Genomic DNA, 16,622 nt, shown 5'->3' with positions numbered 1-16,622 from the left:
ACGAACGGGGCTTCCGCTCCCACACTCAGGCAAGGAAAGTTACTCACCAGAGCGGGAACTGTCCGTGTGATCGGATACTCGTTCAATAGTACGACAGCGATGGGAACAATCCCTTCATCCTATGCCTATAACGGTACTTCCGTCACTATCCCGAATATGAGTAATGACTTTATGGTTTATGACTCGGGGGACATAGCGAATGTGAGTACAATCAACCACAACCTGTCGGTTATTTTCACGCAAAAACTCTGCAAGCTGACGGTTAAACTCTCCTTGTCGCAGTTTGGAAGCAACACGTTTACCAACTGTACGGGCGTATATGTTTCTCAGGGCGGTAATGCGTCCGCCTGGACGATAGGTCCCTCTACAAATAATGTAAGTGCCAATACCGGAAATACACCTACATTCAATATTGGCAATAATTCTACTGCCACTGTGCGGTTAGTTCCTTTTTCGGGTTCACGGGCAATCACGGTACATATCGGTACGTTGAAACTTAGTAATTACTTTAACGCGGATAACCGGAATATCACCTCGAGCCAGAATGTACAGTTGCTACCAGGAAAGAGTTATACCATTACGCTAAAGTTTGAATTGGGAGTACAATTGGCGGCAAGTAACATTAACCTGACACAAAACGGATGTACCACAAATGATAAGAATGATTTGGCAAAGCTGAGATGGGGCACGGGAAATTTAAAAAGTATGGGAAACGCCAATTACGTGTGGGCACCTTCGCAGACAGAAACCGGATATTACTATGCCTTCAATAAACTTTATGATGGCAGTACCGGAGATCCGTGTTCTAAATTGAATACTGCATATTATGGCACAAGCTGGCGAACACCAACTAAAAATGAACTGGAAAAACTGGCACGATGTACAGATAAAGTTTATACTAATGGAGGTATGTGGTTTATGAATAAAAGTCTGGGGTTATTTTTAAAAGCTGGAGGAATGCGACAGGAAAGTGGAGCGGGTACAGGTGGAGCGGGATATACAGATCATGGGTGTTACGTGACTTCAACACTAGGGAGCAGTGGAAGTAATTGTTATGTTATGGAATTTACAACAACAACTGTAGTGGTCAGTAATACTGGTGCTTGGTGGTCTCTCCTAACTAATGGTTATTTTGTCCGTTGTGTAAAAGGCACCAAACAATAATATTCACTTTTGAACTAACCTATTAAACAAACTTGATTCAAAGGTTAGCATGAGGACAATGTTGTGTCACATGCAATTATAAAAGGCATGATAACGAGATTATAAAAGTGCTGATAACTTGGCACCTCCATACATGTTGAACGAAATGAGAAACAAGATTCTTTGCTATGGACAGAAAGCGTTTTGTCTATAGCAAAGAATCTGACATTGAATGAATATTTGACTAGTGCGAGTTTGTTTCGTGCTATAGATAAGTTCTGTAATGTAGTGGAGATAAATTGGAAATTAGACTTATAAAATACAGATTTAGTTTTTCAAATGGTGTTTCAAAAGACGTACGTTTTTTGAAACACCATTGTTACTCTCCGCACTAAATGCAAGGAGGATAGATAAATGACTGATAATTAAAACGATGTAGAAAGATTTGCACAGATGAAAAAAGCAACCTATCTTTGTTGCATCAGACGTACGTTTTTTGAAACACCATTGTGTGTCCAAGACCGTTATATCTGATTGTAATACACAAACTTACGCATAATAAAAGTGGTATCAAACAGCCTTTCCGGACCTATACGAGAATGTATAAGTCCGCAATGTGTCTTTGATACGATTATTCACTTTAATATCTTAGTATATGAATAGAACTTTTATTATGCGAGAGTGTCTCGGTAAAGCCTTATGGCTGTGTTTTTGCCTTTCGATAGCAGGATGTGCGGAAGATGACAGAATGACTCCCCTGTCTGCTGACAGCGGGGATACTGCCGATGAATTAATCCCCATCCATATCAGCCTGACGGGTGACAACAACTATCATTCATCTTCTTTTAATGACGCTTCGCCCCGTAACCACTCTCCCCTGATCGCCGAATGGGTGGGGGTAAAAGCTTTCTCCCCTACACGCACGGGAGAGCAACCGGACTATGAAGGTCCCCGGATAGCCTCGATGGAACTGACGGAAGATACTCTACCCTGTGCAAATACCCGTGCAACAGTGCCTGCGGGAGTTTATTTCCGGCTGATTGTTTTCCGGAAGTCCGGAAATAACTATGTCTTCCAGTCGGCGGCCGATTACACCTCAAATGGTACGGGCACTCCTGTACTCAAACAAGGGAAATTGCTGACACGCTCGGGAACGATACGCGTGGTGGGCTACTCCTTTAATACCACTGCCGCTGCCGACTTGGGAACTATGCCCGCATCATATACCTACAACAGTAGCACAGTGTCTATCCCTAACATGAGCAAGGACTTCATGACCTTCGATTCCGGAGATATAACGAATGTAAACAGCCTCAGCCACAATCTTCTTCCGGTGAGCTTCGGCCAGAAGCTATGTAAATTGACGATTACCATCAGTCCTACCGGGTTTCCAAGCAATACGATCAGCAATTGCACGGGTGTATACGTAAAGCAAGGGGGAAACTCCACATCATGGAAGATCGGTCCTTCGAGCAATGTGGTAGCCGCCAACACGAATAATACGGCGGCATTCAGTCCGAACACGACCCTGAGTACAACCATACGCGTGGTTCCGTTTGCAGGGGCCAGGACCATTACAGTGCATTTCAATACGCTGACAATAAGCGGACGGACCGTGCCCAACAATACGGAAATCACCTCCACCCAAAGCGTGCAACTGAAAGAGGGAAAAAGCTATACGATGAAAATACAATTTAAGAAAGCCATCGGAATTAATGTACCTTCCGGAAGTATCAATTTAACTGCAAATGGTTGTTCTGCAACTGATAAAACAAATTTAGCCAAACTGACCTGGGCAGATGGGAATCTGAAAAGCACAGGATCTGCTAATTATGTGTGGGGAACTTATTCAGAATACGGATATTATTATCCATGGTATAAAGATTATAGTGGAAATAATATAGACCCATGTACAAGACTTAAAAGTGATTACGGAACGGGCTGGCGTACTCCATCAAGGAATGAATGCTTATCGCTATCCAGATGTACGGATAAAGCTGCTGTAACTAGCGGAGGTAATAAGGGAATGTGGTTTATGAATAATTCCAAAGGTTTATTTTTACCCTTGGCAGGTGCGCGAACTTGGAGTGGGGGAAGTGGCACTACCGCTACAGAAAGTGGATACGCACGTTATTGGACCAGTACTAACAATAGTAGTAGTATTGCATATTCACTTAATTTTGAGAATAATAAAGCGGAAGTTAATTCAAGTACTAAAGGAGACGGATTTAGTGTCCGCTGTGTAAAATAATAGATTTATAAATTATTAAAATCGTAATGATCATGAAAACCGAACTCAAAGGCTGGCTTGCGGACAATACCGTGACCACCGACAACAAAGAAGACAAAATCCTGGTATTGGAAAGCGCCGGAAACCTGACACTAACCGATGTACTGGATGAAATGAAGAAAGAAGATACCGGCTTGCGGGCAGAGACTTTAAAGCATGCCGTCGATCTTTTTCAGCGCACAGTATCAGAATTGGTACTGAACGGATACTCTGTCAATACGGGGCTTTTTCGTGCCGTCCCACAGTTTCGCGGCGTGATAGACAGTGGGATATGGAATCCCGAGAGAAATTCTATCTATGTTTCCTTCAATCAGGATAAGGATTTACGTGAAGCTATCGCACGGACCAATGTGAAAATTCTGGGAGCCAAAGGTGACCCGGCCTACTTCATCGGTGGTGAAGACGCTGCCACCCGTGCCACAGATGGCAGTGCAACTGCCGGACGTAACTATCGCCTGCAGGGCAAGAATATCAAAGTAGCAGGCACAGACTCTGCCGTAGGTATCGTATTGATTGACGAAAAAGGCACAGAAACGAAGTTACCGATGGATATGATCGCCATAAACAACCCCTCGGAAGTATTGGTGCTACTTCCTGCCGACTTGAAAGACGGAACCTATGAACTGCGATTGACTACACAGTTTTCAACCGGTAATAAGCTACTGAAAGTGCCTCGTACGGTGATCCGTAATCTGGTTATCGGTCTTCCTTCAGGAGGAGATGGTGGTATCGTAGATGATCCTACAGCCTGATTTCGGGGAAAGAGGATTTCCCAGTTCAAGGAAGGCTTTCTTCCAAATGTAGGGAGGGCGTCGTTCTTCGGCTGGGGAAGGAGGATTGGGTAAGGGTTCCGTTCTGCATTACTTCAGATTTTATGTGAGGTAGTGCAGAGCGGAGTTTTTGTATAGGGTGCGGCGGCGTTCACCGCTCCTCGCCGCTCTCGTGGCAATGGCAATGCGGGCCCAGCACCCGGTGAGGGAGCGCGCCGTGTCCCAGCAGCTCGATGGGGCAGTTGAAATTCCGTTCCAGCCATTCGGTGTTGACGCTTGCGGCCGGATGATAGTCCAGTGTTTCGTTCACACAGGCGATGTTCTTCACCTGTTGCAGCACCGTCCCGATGTCGTGGCTGACAAGGATGATGGCGCAGTCGCGGTTGATCTCGGCCAGCAACTGGTAGAGGCGGGCTTCGAAGCGCTTGTCGATATAGGTGCTCGGTTCGTCGAGAATGAGCAGTTGCGGGTCGCTGATGATGGCGCGTCCCAGCAGGGCGCGTTGCAGTTGTCCGCCGCTCAGCTGCCCGATAGCACGGTGTTCCAGTCCCTCGAGTCCCATGCGGAGGATGACTTGGCGGGCTTTCTCACGTTGAGGGTCGTCGAAGCGGCTGATCAGCGATTTCTTTGAGCTCAGTCCCGACAGGATCACTTCCAGAACCGAGATGGGGAAGGAGCGGTCGATCGAGTTATACTGCGGCAGATAGCCCGTCGTGAGCGGTTCGTGATGCTTGACGATCTCTCCTCCCGTGGGGCGGAGCAGTCCCAGGATGCACTTGATGAGGGTGGTCTTACCCCCGCCGTTGGGACCGATGATGCCGAGAAAGTCACGCTCGTAGACTTCCAGGTTGACATCGTGGAGCACAGTGCGTCCGTCGTAGGCGGCCGAAAGGCCCCGGATGGAGAGGAGGGAGGCAGAGGCTGTTCCTTCCGTATGCTTGTGGCTGTTTCTTTCTTTATCCATAGGTTGGTTGGGGTTAGTTATTATTGTCTGGGTTCACCACAGAGGACGCAGAGGACACAGAGAATATTTTCTCTTTCATATCTTAGAAGCAAGAGATTAAAACTCTGTGCCCTCTGTGTCCTCTGTGGTGAATCCTATTCTGCGCTGAGGCTTTTCGCTACGTTCAGCATCTCCTCCTCCCAGTCGTACGAAAGCGGATTGATGGGTACCACCCGTGTTCCGGTCTGCCGGGCAATGATTTCAGCGTTGCGGCGGTCGAATTCCGGCTGCACGAAGATGATCCGTACCCCTTCTTTGCGGCAGAGATCCATCAGCCCTTTCAAGTGGGCGGGTGAGGGTTCCTTACCCCCTTCCTCGATGCTGATCTGGTGTAACCCGTAGTCGCGTGCAAAGTAAGAGAGGGCCGGGTGGTAAATGATGAAGGCACGGTCGGCTCCGGGTGCCGACAACGTCCGGCGGATCAGGCTGTCCGTCTGCTCGATGCGTTGGCAGAGCGAGTCGTAGCGGGCTTTGTAGTATGCCTCGTTCTCCTTGTCGAGCACGGTGAGTGCCTTGAACGTGTTTCCGGCTATGATCAGTGCGTTGGCTGCCGAGTTCCAGATGTGCGGCTCCACGCCTCCCTCGTGGCGGTGGTCGCCGTGATCGAAGGCGGATTCAAAGATCAGGTCTACCCCTTTCGAAGTGTCGAACACCTGGATGTGGGGCGTATTGTTCATCAGCCGGTCCATCCACGAACGTTCGAAGCCGATGTATCCGATGCGCAGGTACGCCTCGCTCTCGCCCAGCGACACCAGTTGCTGCGGGGTGGGGTCGTATGTTTCGGGGCTGCTGCCTTTGGGCACCATGCTGCGTACGGTAAACTTGTCTCCGGCGATGGCTTCGGTGAAATACCGTTGCGGCTCCATGGTGACGGTGATGATCCGTTCGCCGGTACTGTCCTTTCCACGCCCGGAACAGGCGGAAAGGAGGAGCAGAAAAAGAAAAGCGAAGACGGCCGCACCTCCGGTTCCTCTCCCCGGGAAGGGGAAGGCGGGGGCGACTGTCGGCTGTTGTATTCGGTTGGTTTTCATAATGGTTATCCTTGTTATCGTTTTAGTTCACCACAGAGGACGCAGAGGGCACAGAGTTTTAATCTCTTGCTTTTAAGATATGAAAGAGAAAATGCTCTCTGTGTCCTCCGTGGTGAGAGGTATCTTCTTCGCCCTCAATATTTCCCTTTTGCCACCCGGAGGGCCCGGAAGCCGTTCCACGGTGAATCCTGCTGCCTGCAGCATCCTCCGTACCACTCCTTTGGCGCAATACGTAGTCAGTATTCCGTCCTTTTCCATCATAACGTACAGGCGGTCGAATAGTTCTTGCGTCCACATCTCCGGCTGCTTCTCCGGCGCGAAAGCGTCGAAGTAGATAAGGGAGAATAGCGGTGAATGATCAGCGATGGACGGTGAATGATCAGCGATCGGCGACGGACACTCCATGCTTGTGAAGTCTCCCTGTATCTTCCTCAGGGTGAAATGTGGAGTGATCCGCACGTCTTCTCCCCAGGGCGATGTATGGAGAGCCTTCATCCATTGCGCAGCCTGTTCGTCGCCGTTCGCCTGCCGTTCCCCGTTATTATACCCGAGCTTCTCCACCGTTTCCCATGGCAGGGGATAGAGCTCGATACCTGTATAGTGTACCTGCCTGCCCGATTTTTCCGCTTCGATCAGTGTGAGCAGTGCGTTCAGCCCCGTTCCGAACCCTATCTCGAGGATGCGGGGCGAGGGGGCGGCGGAAGTCTTCAGCCCCATGTCGATGAAGATATGCGAGGACTCCGTCAGGGCCCCTTTGACGGAATGATAGTGCTCGTCCAGTTCGGGAACGAAGAGAGTGGCACTTCCGTCGGCAGTATATTCAATGATTCTTTCCATCTTTCAGTTCTTTACATAACCAGGTTCAGGGCTTCCTGCATCGCTTTCAGCAGGATGATGTAACGTATCAGTTTCCCGGCAAACATCGAAGCGGTGGTCAGCCACACGTTGCTCCGCATGAATCCTAAGGCCATCGATATCACCTCACCGATGGCCGGCAGGAAGGCAAAGAAAGCCATCAGGGCGCCTTTCCCCCGGAGGAAACGCTGCATCTTGTCTATCTTCTTCTTCTTGACCTTGAAGTATTTCTCAATCCAGTCTACTCTGCCCAGGCGCCCCATGTAATAGCACGTCATCCCTCCGGCTGTGTTCCCTAACGAAGCGGAAATGAGGCAGAGAGCAGGGTCGAGCCCTAATTTCACCAGCCCTAACAGTACGATCTCCGAACTGAATGGGACGATGCTTCCGGCCAGCAGCGCCGAAATGAACAGGCCGGGATAACCCCAGTCAATGAGTATCTGTGAAACGGTTTCTATAAAAGCGTCCATATGTTAAAGCAGAATAAGGCGATGAGGGCAACCATCGAACCGATGAAAAAGAGGTTGGACGTCCGGCTGTTGGTCAGTACGAACAGGTGTCCCACCAGGATACTGACGCCGATCAGCAGCAGCGAAAGCAGATTCATGCTCAGGGTGGGTTGCAGCACGATGAACAGGAAGATGCAGAAGTTGAGGAAAATAAGGAAATGCAGATAAGCGCGCGTCCGTATCTTATCCTCGTATCCTGCCACGATGCAATGCACCGAGCTGACCACATACAGGATGAACAGATAGCCTAACGTGACGACTTCCCACAAACGGAAATCGTGCCCGAAGTCGATGGGCCGGAAACTGATCAGGTTGACGAACGGCTGATAGAAAAGCGCCATTTCGTTGTGGAAGAACGCATGTCCCAGTAAGAACCAGTAAGGGACGCTCCAGCCTGTCATTGCCCCACAGAAGCTACGGAACGTGAGCGCCTGGAAGTTGGATGCCCCCAACAGCCAGATGGGGATGAAGTACATCAGTTGCGGAAACACGATGCTGCCCGCGCTCAGAAAGGCGAACGAGTGGAACAGGTATCCGGCGGGCCGGGGGGCCTGATAGCTCTTGAACAGGAAATAAAGCGAGATGAGAAAGGCTACGGCGGCAATGTCGCCCGCATAGAGCAGGTGCATGCCGGGACAGGCCGTGATGAGCAGAAAGTAAAGCGATGTCTGCACGGATGCCCTCATGCGGATGATGGCAAACGTATTATTCAGCTCTATCAGGAAATAACCGATGGCGGCAAAGAGCAGGAAGCTGACAATGCGGTTGGCCCATGCGGGTATGTTTACGATATCCCACAGAGAGTAGGCCGACTCTTTCGTCTCCAGTCCGGGCAGTAGAAAGGAGGTCAGCACCCAACAGGCGATACACGTAAAGATAACGACAGGCAGTGTGAATCTGCCCGCCGTTATCCGGCCTTGTAGTCTTTGGTTTCTCATTATAAATCGAAGCCGATGTCGCGGCGATAGTTCTTGTCCTTAAAGTCAATCATGTCGGCCACCTTGTAGCATTGTGCCAGTGCCCCGGCCTTGTCTTTGCCGTAAGAGCAGATGGCGAGCACGCGTCCGCCACTGGTCACCACCTGGCCGTCCTTCATGGCTGTTCCGGCGTGGAACAGGATGCTGTCCGTTGCCCGGGCTGCTTCCAGTCCGCTGATGGCGTACCCTTTCCGGTAGGCTTCGGGGTATCCTCCGCTGACCATCATCACGCAAGTGGCCGTGCGCGGGTCGATGACGAGTGGCCGGGTGTCGAGGTTGCCTTCGGCCACGCCTTCCAGCAATTCTACCAGGTCGCTTTGTATACGCAGCATCACGCTTTCCGTTTCGGGATCACCCATGCGGACGTTGTATTCAATCACCATCGGTTCGCCTTTTACGTTGATCAGTCCCAGGAAGATGAAGCCTTTGTAGACGATGCCTTCGGCTTTCAGTCCGTTGACGGTCGGTTCGATGATGCGGGTGCGCACCTTCTCCATAAACACCTCGTCGGCAAACGGGACGGGAGTCACGCTGCCCATGCCGCCGGTATTGAGCCCTTTGTCTCCTTCACCGATGCGTTTGTAGTCTTTGGCCACAGGCAACACCTTATAATGGTCGCCGTCCGTCAGCACAAATACGGAGCACTCGATGCCGCTCAGGAACTCTTCGATGACCACCGTTGCCGAGGCATTGCCGAACATACCGCCGAGCATCTCTTTCAGCTCTTTTTGAGCCTCTTCCAAGGTAGGCAGGATCAGTACACCTTTACCGGCGCAAAGTCCGTCTGCTTTCAGCACGTAGGGGGCTTCGAGCGTTTCGAGGAATGCCAGTCCCTCGTCCAGTGTACCGGCCGTTACGCTCCGGTAGCGGGCTGTCGGTATGTGGTGGCGCTGCATGAATTCCTTGGCGAACTCTTTGCTGCCTTCCAGCTTGGCTCCTTCCTTCGACGGGCCGATGACGGCAATCTCTTTCAGGCAGGGATTGTTCTGGAAACGGTCGTAGATACCTTCTACCAATGGGTCTTCCGGCCCTACTACAATCATGTCGATGTTCTCTTCAAGAGCGAATGCTCCTAAAGAGTCGAAATCGGTTGCTTTGATGTTTACGTTCTCGCCTACTTCAGCGGTTCCGGCATTGCCGGGCGCGATGAACAGCTTTTCTACTTTCGGGCTTTGGGCGATCTTCCATGCCAGGGCGTGTTCACGGCCGCCCGAACCTAACAGTAATATCTTCATGTCTTTTTGAGGATTTATATCTTTATAAATAGTCTTCGAAATAACGGGTTATCTTTTCATGCAGATGCACACGGTCGCGTCCCGACACATTGTGCTTGTGGCACGGATAGATGAATAGGTCCGGATACGTGCGGGCGTCGATGCAGGCTTTCATGAACGAAAGGGTGTGTTGCGGCACGCAAGTATCGTCGTGGTCGTCATGGATAATCATCAGGTGTCCCTTCAGGTTACCCGCCAGATTTTTCAGGTTGCACTCCTTGTACCCTTTCGGGTTGCTTTGCGGAGTGTCCATGTAGCGTTCGCCGTACATCACTTCGTAATATCCCCAGTCGATGACCGGACCGCCGGCTACACCTACTTTAAAGATCTCGGGATAGCGGAGGAGGAGGGCAGTGGTCATGTGTCCGCCAAAACTCCAGCCGTGTACTCCGATGCGGTTTCCGTCGACGTAAGGGAGGCTTTTCAGGAATTCGGCTCCTTTCACCTGGTCTCTTCCCTCTTCAATGCCCAGCTGGCGGAAAGTGACGTTCTCAAAGTCGAGTCCGCGGTTGTCGCTTCCGCGTCCGTCCACGGTAAACAGGATGTAGCCTTTGTTGGCCATGTAAATGTCCCAGCCGCGTGCCCCATTCTGCCAACCGTTGGTGACCATTTGTGCATGGGGGCCGCCGTATACATAGACGATGGCCGGATATTTCTTGTTCGGATCGAAGTCTGCCGGTTTGACCAGGCGGTAATACAGGTCTGTTTTGCCGTCTGCCGCTTTGATGGTACCGGTTTCGATGCTTGGCATCTTATAGCCTGCAAAGGGATCGGCTGCCGTGAGCAGGTTGACACTTTTACCGTTCTGTACGTCAAGGATATTAATGCTGCGCGGGACGCTTGGAGAACTGTACTGGTCAATCAGGTAGCGTCCCGAAGGGCTTAGTTTGCCGCTGTGCACGCCTTCGCCACTGCCCAGAGGAGTACGTGCCCCGGTTTTGATATCCACGCGGAACAGGTTGCTCTGCAAGGGCGAGAACTCCGTGCTTGCTATGATAATCTCCTTCTTCTTGGCATCGAAACCCAGCACCTCTTTAACCAGCCATTCGCCTTCGGTCAACTGGCGGAGTTGCTTGCCGCTTGTGTCGTACAGGTAGAGGTGGCTGAAGCCGTCTTTCTGGCTCTGGTAGATAAACTTGCTGCTGTCCCAGGGCAGGAAAATAATCGGTTCCTGAGGTTCTACATACTTGTCGTTTCCCTCTTCAAAAAGAGTAGCCATCAGGTCGCCTGTCTCGGCGTTATACTGGCAGAGCTTGGCATGATTCTGGTCGCGGTTCAGTTCTATTAGGTAGAGACTCTTTTCATCCGGTGCCCAGCTGATATTGGTAAAATAGCGGTCGGTCGGGTCTCCGGCATTGAGATAGATGCTTTTTCCGGTAGCAGGGTTATAGATGCCCACTTTCACCTGGTGGCTGGTCATTCCCGCCATCGGGTAACGGATGTTGTTGACTTCGGCAATAGGAGCGGTGATGTCAACCAAAGGATATTGGGCCACCATGCTTTCGTCCATGCGGTAGAAAGCGAGCAGGTTGCCCGAAGGACTCCAGAAGGTCCCTTTTTGGATTCCGAATTCTCTGCGGTGGACAGCCTGGCCGCATACGATGCCTTGCGGTTCGTTGGTTACGGCTTTGTCGTCTACATAAAGATTATTGCCGATGGTATAGGCCACATGCCCCGTTTCGGGCTGATAATCTCTGTTGACGCCTTCTTTGGGAACTGGGCGCGTACTGATAATCTCGCGGTAGTCGAAATCGTAAACGATGTATTTGTCCGGCAGACTGATCAGCATCAGGCTTTTCTTCGGCCATGGGAAGCTGACATTGTGGAAGTGTTGCAATTTACCGTGGTTGCCGGCTTCTAACGCCTTGTTTACTATATTACGGGTGGTCAGTGGTGTTTCCTTCCCGTTTTTGGGATTTATCATGAACACTACCTCTATTTCCGGTTTGATACACTCATCGCCCCACCATTGCAGGCCGAACAGATTCTCAGCAGAACGGTAGGTGGCTCCGCCCGGGATCAGGTCTTCCAAGGTCGGCGTTTTGGGTTCTTGTGCCATAACGTTTGGTATTAGTAAAGATAAGAGCATTACTAATAAAGCATTCTTTTGTTTACTGTTGGTTTTCATGATTTGCTTTATCATTATTTAGATCCTTTGATTTGTACTCTGCCCAAGTTCGTCGTTCTTGACTGGATGACAGCGCTTATCCGGGCAAGGACCATGTGCTCAGGCACGAAGAGCCGGATGGCAGCCGATTCATCCATTTACAAGCTTCTGTCGGGAAATAGCTTAGTCTTCCTGAGGTTTCTCGATTCTTGGTTCACGATTCCCTTTGAATTCTCTCGGTTTTCTGTCTCCGTATCCCGAACTACGTTCTTCACGCGGTCTTCTTTCCCCTCTGAATCCGCCTTCTTCCCGGCGTGGCTTGAATTCTCTTCTTTCTCTTGGAGCACGTTCGCTGTTTTCATCACTGCCTTCCTGACCCTTGAATTCCTTATATTTACCGTCGAAGATCTGGTATTTGCGGAACTCACACTCCAGGGGACCATTGAATAACGGGGTTTTTATACTCGGTTTCAGTCCGATCTGGTCGAAGCATTCTTCACGGTAAGACAGTATCCATGCATCGTTTCCGACAAAAGCATGTTTGAGGCGTTCGCCGATCATATTATACAGTCCCAGAAGGTCGTTGGTCGAGATACGTTCTCCGTAAGGGGGATTGGTTATGATAATCGACTTTTCAGCCGGTTGTTCAAATTGCTGGAATGGTTGCAATTTCAGGATAATGTCTTTCGATACTCCCGCTGCCTTTACATTATGGGTTGCTATCTCATTGGCTTTCGGGTTATTGTCGTAACCATATATCTTATGGGTGAACTCACGTTCCTGGCTGTCATCGTTGTATATCCGGTCGAACAGATCCTGATTGAAGTCTCCCCATTTTTCAAAAGCAAATTCTTTTCGGAACACTCCCGGGGCAATATTACGCGCAATTAAAGCCGCCTCGATGGGAATAGTACCCGAGCCACACATTGGGTCAATCAAGTCGCACTCGCCTTTCCATCCCGTCATTAAAACCATCCCGGCTGCCAGAACCTCGTTCAATGGAGCTTCTACAGCTTCCTGGCGATAACCTCTCCGGTGAAGTGATTCACCCGAAGAGTCGAGTGAGAGGGTACAGGTGGTCTGTGCAATGTGGATGTTCAGTAGTACATCCGGCTTGCTGATGCGTACAGAAGGACGCTTTCCGTTCAATTCGCGGAAATAGTCGACAATGGCATCTTTTACTTTGTAAGAGACGAACTTGGAATGACGGAATTCATCGCTGAATACTACTGCGTCAACGGCAAAAGTCTTGTCTACATCCAAGATCTCTTCCCAGCGAATGGCTTTGATCTGTTCGTAAACAGCGTCAGCATCTTTTGCGGTGAAGTGCTTGATGGGTTTTAGAATACGGATTGCAGTACGCAGGCAGAAATTTGCTTTGTACATCATCTCTTTGTCACCGGTAAAAGAAACCATACGGCGTCCTATTTGTACGTCGTTTGCTCCAAGTGTTGTCAATTCCCCTGCCAGTATCTCTTCCAGTCCCTGAAAGGTTTTGGCAATCATTTCAAATTGTTCGCTCATAAAATGGATAACATGCCAGTGTGTTAATGCTCCGGTTATGGACCGTGCGACCGGCGTTTTAATGTTGTTAATTATATTATTTTTTTGCTTTTGTCTGTACGATTCTGGCTCCTGCCGGTATGTTTTCGGTTACCCAAATATTACCGCCTACGGTGGCGTCACGTCCGATGGTAATCCGCCCCAGAATGGTAGCGTTGGAGTAGACAATCACATTGTCTTCCAGAATGGGGTGGCGTGGAATACCTTTAATCGGTTTGCCGTCAGCATCCAGGGGGAAGCTTCTTGCACCCAGTGTCACTCCCTGATAGAGTTTCACGTTATTGCCAATGATACTTGTGGCTCCGATCACCACACCGGTACCGTGGTCAATGGTGAAATGTGTGCCGATTCTTGCACCCGGATGTATATCGATTCCGGTTTCACTGTGTGCCATTTCGGTAATGATACGCGGAATTAGCGGTACTCCTAATTCCAGGAGTTCGTGTGCGATGCGATAGTTGCTGATTGCTTTAATGGCGGGATAGCAGAAGATCACTTCACCGAAACTTTGTGCGGCAGGGTCACCATTGTAGGCTGCTTCCACATCTGTGGCCAAAACACGACGCAGATGGGGGAGTTTACTGATGAACTTAGCCGCCAGACGAGCCGCTTCTTCACGTTTCGACTCGGTGCATTCATTGCATTGGTCACCATTGCCAAAACACAATCCGGCAAGAATTTGCTCTGTGAGCAGATTGAACAGTTTTTCTACATTGACACCGATATGGTAGTTGATAGTGCGGCTGTTGACTGTTGAGTTTCCGTAATATCCCGGGAAGAGAATGGAGCGCGCTAATTCGATAACATCGCACAATACCCGTGGCGAGGGCAATGGCTCACCGTCTTTATGTTGGTGAAACAGTCCTTTGTATGATTCGCTTTCCGATAGCTCATCGACTGTTTGTGTCAGGATGTGAGTGAAGTTCAGTGGACTCATTATGAGGCTATTCTAATTATATTGGCTACAAAGATATGAATAATTGCGCATAAAAAGTAGTTCGTTTGTTATCGAATTTAAAAAAAGGATGTATTTTTGTTGGGTATTACACGTGAAATCAAAACAATGAGGCATAAAACAAACCGGGCAATTGTATTTTTTTGTTTGTTATTACTGTTAACGGGCTGTAAACAAAACACAAGCCATTCTGATTTAGCTTTTCCGGGCATGAGTTCGGACTCTGTGGAACGGTGCGCCCAGGATTCATTGTTTACCAATACTCAATATTCACGTCATCTGTTGCGACAAGCCTTATCGGGCACCTCTGACAGCCTATCCTATTACCGTCTTTTATCATTCTATTCCAAATCTTATTTTGTTACAGCGGATTTTGATTCAATCCTGTATTATAATCAGTTTATTAAGCGTTTTTGCGACAAGGTTACACCTTCACCGGAGGTACATGATTTGCTTTCTACCGTTTATAATATAGAGGGTAACGTTCTGATGCAGCGTACTCTGCCCGACTCTGCAATCATCTCCTATGAAAAAGCATACAAAGAAAGGTTACAGGGAAAGGAGCCGGACTATCTGCCGGACTTATGCATAAATCTGGCTGATGCCAATGTTCATAAAGGAGATTATACGTATGCTGCGTATTACTATCGCCGGGCCTTGTTTCTTTGCGATTCCCTCGGATTACCGGATCGTAATAAGTTTCCGGTTTACTATGGTCTCGGACAGACATACATGGAATTGCGCGACTTTGAACTTTCCAATCATTATTATGAGTTGGCCGGGGCTTTTTTTGACCGTATGAGCGTTTCTGAGAAATGGACTTATCTGAATAACCGGGGAAATCATTTTTATTATAAGAAAGATTACCCCCAGGCTGTCTGTTACATCAGTCGTGCATTGGATGTGGTAGAGTCTTATCCGCAAATGGTTTTTGAGCAGAATCTTTGTAAGGCAAATCTCGGTGAGCTTTATGTGATAACCAATAAACTGGACTCAGCGCAACTATATCTGGACGAAAGTTATAGGTTCTTCTCCGAAATCGGGAATCAATCGGCACTCTATTACATAGAGACACAAATGATTGAGCTTGCACTTAAAAAGGGGAATGTGGCTCTTGCCGGACAAATTATCAAACGCTCGGCCAATTATGGACATATAGATGCCAATATGATAAACATACGTAATCACTACCTTCAGCATTATTACGAACGGGTAGGGGATTATAAAAAGGCTTATGAATATCAGAAATACGATCTTCAACTTAATGATTCTATTCGCAATGAACGGGTTCGTACTCGCGTTGCAGAATTGGATATGCGTTATCGGCAGGATACGATTGTGATGCGTAGAGAGTTGGTGATTGAGAAACAAAGAGGGGAGATGAAGGAACTGAAACTGACAGCATATCTATGGGCTTTGGTTTGTATTGTATCTGTTGTCGTGGCAGGATGTATTTATTGGTATATGAAGAAGAAGCGTATGTTTCTTCAGGAACGGCATATCAATCAGATCGGGCGTCTTCGCATGGAGAATATTCGAAACCGTATTTCACCCCATTTTACATTTAATGTGCTGAATCGTGAGATTAGTCAGTTTAAGGGTGACGGGGCTTTGTGTGATGATCTTACGGAGCTGGTCAGGCTGCTTCGTAAGAGTTTGGAGTTTACGGAGAAACTTAGCGTTTCTCTTTATGATGAACTGGAATTTGTGAAAACCTATATTCGTCTGGAGCAGGGACGGCTCGGAGATGATTTTTCAATGGATATAAAGATCGAAGGGGGCTTGGATATTCAACAAGTGATCATCCCCTCAATGATTGTACAGATACCGGTAGAGAATGCGTTAAAACATGGGCTGTCCGGAATCGAAGGTTTAAAGTCGCTCCGCATATCAGTCTGCCGGAGAGGCAATGGTATACTGGTTGATATTTGTGATAATGGGCGTGGATATTCACCACAAACTATGTCATCTGCGCGTGGGACAGGAACAGGGTTGAAGGTACTTTATCAGACCATTCAGCTATTGAATGATAAAAATCGAGAGAAGATATGTTTCGAGATAAAAAATCTGGCGAATAATGGGCAGACCGGAACACAGGTTTTAGTCTATATACCATTTGGCTATTCTTACAATTTATAAAGATAG

13 protein-coding genes are annotated in these 16,622 nt (G+C 48.8%); 4 read left to right on the top strand and 9 right to left on the bottom strand.

Annotated features, from left to right (window positions below; all coding sequences use genetic code 11):
* The 3 genes from ISX59_RS20020 to ISX59_RS20010 all read left to right on the top strand — a co-directional run.
* Window positions 1-1,164 (top strand): fimbrillin family protein (locus ISX59_RS20020; protein WP_220576218.1); only part of this gene is annotated, 1,164 nt, incomplete at its 5' end.
* A gap of 634 nt (window positions 1,165-1,798) precedes the next feature.
* Window positions 1,799-3,394: an FISUMP domain-containing protein gene (locus tag ISX59_RS20015; protein ID WP_220576217.1), complete on the top strand. Its 1,596-nt coding sequence runs from the start codon at window positions 1,799-1,801 to the stop codon at window positions 3,392-3,394.
* A gap of 32 nt (window positions 3,395-3,426) precedes the next feature.
* Window positions 3,427-4,185 (top strand): DNA-binding domain-containing protein, encoded by a 759-nt coding sequence (locus tag ISX59_RS20010; RefSeq protein WP_186993824.1) that lies wholly within the window; start codon window positions 3,427-3,429, stop codon window positions 4,183-4,185.
* A gap of 169 nt (window positions 4,186-4,354) precedes the next feature.
* On the opposite strand, the gene ISX59_RS20005 is transcribed toward ISX59_RS20010, so the two are convergent.
* From ISX59_RS20005 to ISX59_RS19965, 9 genes are all read right to left on the bottom strand, one after another.
* A complete protein-coding gene (locus ISX59_RS20005) occupies window positions 4,355-5,167 on the bottom strand; it encodes a metal ABC transporter ATP-binding protein (protein WP_032542689.1) in 813 nt (270 codons plus the stop codon).
* A gap of 134 nt (window positions 5,168-5,301) precedes the next feature.
* Window positions 5,302-6,237, bottom strand: coding sequence for a metal ABC transporter solute-binding protein, Zn/Mn family (locus ISX59_RS20000; protein WP_005812367.1), 936 nt, complete (start codon window positions 6,235-6,237; stop codon window positions 5,302-5,304).
* Window positions 6,238-6,309: 72 nt separating this feature from the next.
* Window positions 6,310-7,074, bottom strand: a complete 765-nt coding sequence (gene mnmD / locus ISX59_RS19995) for a tRNA (5-methylaminomethyl-2-thiouridine)(34)-methyltransferase MnmD (protein WP_220576216.1) — start codon at window positions 7,072-7,074, stop codon at window positions 6,310-6,312.
* 11 nt (window positions 7,075-7,085) lie between these two features.
* A complete protein-coding gene (locus ISX59_RS19990; protein WP_220576215.1) occupies window positions 7,086-7,562 on the bottom strand; it encodes a YqaA family protein in 477 nt (158 codons plus the stop codon).
* Window positions 7,547-8,539, bottom strand: a complete 993-nt coding sequence (locus ISX59_RS19985) for a hypothetical protein (protein WP_220576214.1) — start codon at window positions 8,537-8,539, stop codon at window positions 7,547-7,549. Before ISX59_RS19985 ends, ISX59_RS19990 begins: the two co-directional genes overlap by 16 nt.
* The gene (gene purD, locus ISX59_RS19980) at window positions 8,539-9,813 is read right to left on the bottom strand and encodes a phosphoribosylamine--glycine ligase (RefSeq protein ID WP_220576213.1); all 1,275 of its coding nucleotides are present in this window, start codon (window positions 9,811-9,813) and stop codon (window positions 8,539-8,541) included. The genes ISX59_RS19985 and purD overlap by 1 nt, the downstream gene beginning before the upstream one ends.
* Window positions 9,814-9,835: 22 nt before the next feature.
* A complete protein-coding gene (locus ISX59_RS19975) occupies window positions 9,836-11,980 on the bottom strand; it encodes a S9 family peptidase (protein WP_220576219.1) in 2,145 nt (714 codons plus the stop codon).
* 162 nt (window positions 11,981-12,142) lie between these two features.
* Window positions 12,143-13,483: a class I SAM-dependent RNA methyltransferase gene (locus tag ISX59_RS19970; RefSeq protein WP_005779647.1), complete on the bottom strand. Its 1,341-nt coding sequence runs from the start codon at window positions 13,481-13,483 to the stop codon at window positions 12,143-12,145.
* Between the two features lie 76 nt (window positions 13,484-13,559).
* On the bottom strand, window positions 13,560-14,459 hold the full coding sequence (locus ISX59_RS19965) for a serine O-acetyltransferase (RefSeq protein ID WP_005779645.1): 900 nt from the start codon (window positions 14,457-14,459) through the stop codon (window positions 13,560-13,562).
* A 126-nt stretch (window positions 14,460-14,585) separates the two neighbouring features.
* Between ISX59_RS19965 and ISX59_RS19960 the strand changes: the two genes are divergently transcribed.
* Entirely contained in the window at window positions 14,586-16,616 is a 2,031-nt protein-coding gene (locus ISX59_RS19960; protein ID WP_220576212.1) for a histidine kinase, read from the top strand.
* Window positions 16,617-16,622: the final 6 nt, after the last annotated feature.

The sequence above is a fragment of the Bacteroides sp. FSHCM14E1 genome (assembly GCF_019633785.1).
Lineage (GTDB): Bacteria > Bacteroidota > Bacteroidia > Bacteroidales > Bacteroidaceae > Bacteroides > Bacteroides hominis.
The sequence above is the reverse complement of the archived record's forward strand: the minus strand, read 5'-3'. Positions and strand labels throughout refer to the sequence as shown.